1 protein-coding gene is annotated in these 3,159 nt (G+C 46.1%); it reads left to right on the plus strand.

Annotated features, from left to right (window positions below; translation table 11 throughout):
- The coding region (locus AB4653_RS08770; protein WP_372103874.1) for a cadherin-like domain-containing protein at positions 1-3,159 on the plus strand (3,159 nt) is incomplete at both ends.

Consider the following 3,159-nt stretch of genomic DNA (forward strand, 5'->3'; position numbering starts at 1 on the left):
GTACCTCAGTCACGTTTAATCAAGCTGAAATCGCGGCGGGGGCGCTCGATAATGTCCTCTTTAGGGCGATAGAAAACTACCCAACTGGAAATGATATTAATCAAGTGCAGATTAATGTAAGTGGTACAGTTACAGATACCGCAACCTACAATGACTCTGCTTTTCCGGTAGGCACTGCAACCGACTCCGATACCTTCAATACAAGTGTTCGTTTTGATGTTGTTCCGGTTGTTGATGATGTACTTGTCTCTGGGCCGGGTAGTGATCCTGATGTAATTGAGATTACCGGCAACGAAGACCAGCTTATTTCCTTGTCAGGTACAGGACCAGTATCGATTGCTCTGACTGACCTTGATGGATCAGAACAGTTTGTATCGATTAAGTTCACCGATGTACCTGATGGCTTCCAGATGCGTGTAGATACTGGCTCTGCTTACACTGTGAAAAACAACGGTGGCGGTGAGTGGAGTGTTCAATTGCCTCAAGCTTCTGGGCTTTCATTCGACTTAAGTGAAATTTCGATTTTACCACCGAAAAACTTCAGTGGTACTGCTGAATTTGGCGTTGAAGTATTCACTCAAGAGTCGCTACTTGGTGTACCAACTGCGGCTGCAAACTTGCCAAGCTTCAAACTGCATGTGGTGCCTGTTGGCGATGATGTTGATACCGACCCGACGGATTCTATAGCGGGTAACGAAGGCCAAAACATTGATATTGAAATCAATGCGACTATTTTAGATAAAGAGTTGTCGGCCTCAGGAAACGGAACGTATACCGAAAATGCACCTGAAACCCTTCGAGTCGAAGTGGCAGGTGTTCCTCAAGGTGCTTCTATCTACTACCCTGACGGAACGACCTTGGGTAGTTATGACTCAACTACACAGCTCTGGACTCTCGATGTTCCAGCTCAGTCGCTAGATAAGATCGTATTTAACTCTGGCGAACATAATAGTGATACAGGTAATGCTTTGGGTATTAATGGTCCACTGCAGATTACCGTTCGTTCTGTGGATACAGATGCTGATAACACGGAGTATTTAGGCACACCAACGAGTTTCGATGTTGATTTAGTGATTGATCCGATCAACGATCAACCGACCTTTGTCAATGTGACTAACCTTGAAACGACAGAAGACTCTAATGGGGTCGCGATTAACAACTTTAGTATCTACGATATCGACGCTAACTTTGATAATCCAGATGCCCCGTATGTACTGACGCTGAAAGTTGACCAAACACTGCCGGGTGCGCAGGGCGAGTTTGTACTCCCAAGCACTCAATCCAATGGTGTGACATTTGTATTGCAGGCTGATGGCTCACTTGTCATGACAGGTAAAGAAGCTGACATCAATGCAGCGCTAACTAATGGCGAGGTTACGTTCAAACCGGACCCGGATCAGAACTATCTCAATCTGGGTGGGTTAGTGACCATTAATGCTACGATCGATGACGGTGGTAATAACGGTTTGATTGATGCGGGTGATCCGAATACCGCTCAAACGAATCAAACTACCTTCACTATTAAAGTGACGGAATATAATGATGCTCCGATAGCGGCCAATGTTGATTTGGGCTCGATTCCGGAAGATGGCCAAATCGTGATTGTTGAGGGTGACTTGATTACGGCAAGCTCTGATATCGAAAATCATAACCTTACCGTAACAGATATCAGCCTTACTCAAAATCAAGGTCAAGGTCAGCTTCAGAGGTTTGAGAACATTGCTGGGGCGGATGACAATTCGATTAATGGTCCATACTGGGTGTTCACGGCAGCTGATGATTATAATGGAGACGTCAAATTCAATTACTCCATTATCGATGATGGTACAACCGACGGTTCGCCGGACTTCAAAGTGGGCAGTGCGGAAATCAGCCTTGTAGTTACAGAAGTTAATGACCAACCAGTGGCAACCGATATTGATTTGGGCACCATGCTTGAAGAAGGTCAGCTAATCATCAAAGCTGAAGACCTGATTACAGCGACGACAGACCCTGAGGGGCATGCCATTACGGTAACTAAGGTCGAAATCGATCAAGGTCAGGGGCAAATTCAGAAGTTTGAGAACGTTGGTGGGGCGGATGACAATTCGATTAATGGCCCATACTGGGTATTCACGGCAGCTGATGATTACAATGGCGATGTTACATTCACCTATACCGTAGAAGATAACGGTACAACCAATGGCTCAAATGATTTCTTAACGGATACCGCGGAAATCAGCGTTGTGGTACAAGGTGTTAACGATACACCTGTTGTTAATGGTGACAATGTCACTGATTTTATTGATGAAGAATCGGGTCAGCTGCTGAGTGGCATCAATGTCAGTGATCCTGATTATGTTGATTCATTTTCTAATGACTTGATGACGGTCACTTTGACGGTGGATTACGGAACGTTAAATGTGTCGCTGCCTGCCGTGACAACTGTGATGGTGAATGGCAACAACACAGGTTCGGTTATCTTAGTAGGTACGTTGAGCGACCTAAATGCATTAATTGACACACCGACTAGCCCTGCGGGTGTTTATCTGGATGCGAGCCTGTCTCCAACCAATAGCATTGGCTTGGAAGTCATCGCGAAAGATAGCGGAAACCCTTCTGGTATCGTCATTGAAACCACGCCAGTTATCTATGATATCGCAGTGACTCCTGTGGCGAATGCGCCGACCTTGTCGATTGATACTGCGTCTAACTACGTCAGAAATATCACCGCTAACCAGTCAGTAAGCGCTAGCGGCGTTCCTTTGGTTGGTATTATTGCTGCCTTGACCGATATTACGGAAGAGCTAACGCTACGTATCAGTGATGTGCCTGTTGGTGCTCAAATTACGAGTGATGTGGGTTCAGTGACTGATGTCGGTGGTGGAGTTTGGATTGCCACGGCGGATGCGATTGACACTGTGAAAGTGGTTGGGCTTTCTGATACGCCGGGAAGCTACACACTCAAAGTGGAGGCGGTTTCAGAAGAGCTAGATAACAGCGATACTGCAACATCGGCTTCGATAGATCTCAACTTGAACATTGTGTCTAACGGGGTTGATATCGATTTAGCTACAGAAACCGACGATGTTCAGTTATTGGCAGGGGCTGGTAATATCGACCTGACAGCGGGATCTGGAAATGATCGTCTGGAAGGTGGTTCGGGTGACGATACGTTAG

Source organism: Vibrio sp. 10N.222.48.A3, from assembly GCF_041475345.1.
GTDB lineage: Bacteria > Pseudomonadota > Gammaproteobacteria > Enterobacterales > Vibrionaceae > Vibrio > Vibrio tasmaniensis_A.